The organism is Streptomyces flaveolus (genome assembly GCF_000716535.1).
Lineage (GTDB): Bacteria > Actinomycetota > Actinomycetes > Streptomycetales > Streptomycetaceae > Streptomyces > Streptomyces flaveolus_A.
The window spans coordinates 1-1070 of record NZ_JNWV01000129.1 but is presented as its reverse complement, the minus strand read 5'-3'; the positions used below and the strand labels follow the sequence as shown (position 1 = coordinate 1070).

1 protein-coding gene is annotated in these 1070 nt (G+C 71.7%); it reads right to left on the bottom strand.

Features of this window, described 5'->3' with window-relative positions; genetic code table 11:
* On the bottom strand, window positions 1-1070 hold a 1070-nt coding region (locus OO52_RS45470), incomplete at both ends, for an acetyl-CoA carboxylase biotin carboxylase subunit (protein ID WP_030659333.1).

Below are 1070 nucleotides of genomic sequence, written 5' to 3'. Positions count from 1 at the left end.
TTGGCGAGCAGGGAGTCCCAGGCGGGGCCGATGACGGCGCCGGATTCCACGCCGGCGTCCAGGCGGACGCCGGGGCCGGACGGGGGGTCGAAGCGGGTGACCGTGCCGGGGGCCGGGAGGAAGTTGCGGCCGGGGTCCTCGCCGTTGATGCGGAACTCGAACGAGTGACCGCGCAGGACGGGGTCGTCGTAGCCGAGGGGCTCGCCGTCGGCGATGCGGAACATCTCGCGGACCAGGTCGATGCCGGCGACCTCCTCGGTCACCGGGTGTTCCACCTGGAGGCGGGTGTTGACTTCCAGGAAGGAGATGGTGCCGTCCTGGCCGACCAGGAACTCGCAGGTGCCGGCGCCTTCGTAGCGGGCTTCCTTCAGGATGGCCTTCGAGGCGCGGTAGAGCTCGGCGACCTGTTCCTCGGACAGGAACGGGGCGGGGGCCTCTTCGACGAGTTTTTGGTGGCGGCGCTGGAGGGAGCAGTCGCGGGTGGAGACCACGACCACGTTGCCGTGCTTGTCGGCCAGGCACTGGGTCTCCACGTGGCGTGGGCGGTCCAGGTAGCGCTCGACGAAGCACTCGCCGCGGCCGAAGGCGGCGACCGCCTCGCGTACGGCGGAGTCGTACAGTTCGGGGACTTCTTCGAGGGTGCGGGCCACCTTCAGGCCGCGGCCGCCGCCGCCGAAGGCGGCCTTGATCGCGATGGGCAGGCCGTGTTCCCGGGCGAAGGCGACGACTTCGTCGGCGCCGGAGACGGGGTCCGGGGTGCCCGCGACCAGGGGTGCGCCGGCGCGCTGGGCGATGTGGCGGGCGGCGACCTTGTCGCCGAGGTCGCGGATGGCCTGTGGTGGCGGGCCGATCCAGATCAGTCCGGCGTCCAGGACGGCCTGGGCGAAGTCGGCGTTCTCGGAGAGGAAGCCGTATCCCGGATGGACGGCGTCCGCGCCGGATTCCCGTGCCGCGTTGAGGATCTTGTCGATGACCAGGTAGCTGGTGGCCGGGGTGTCACCGCCCAGGGCGAACGCCTCATCCGCGGCGCGGACATGCAGAGCGTCCCGGTCCGGGTCGGCGTAGACGGC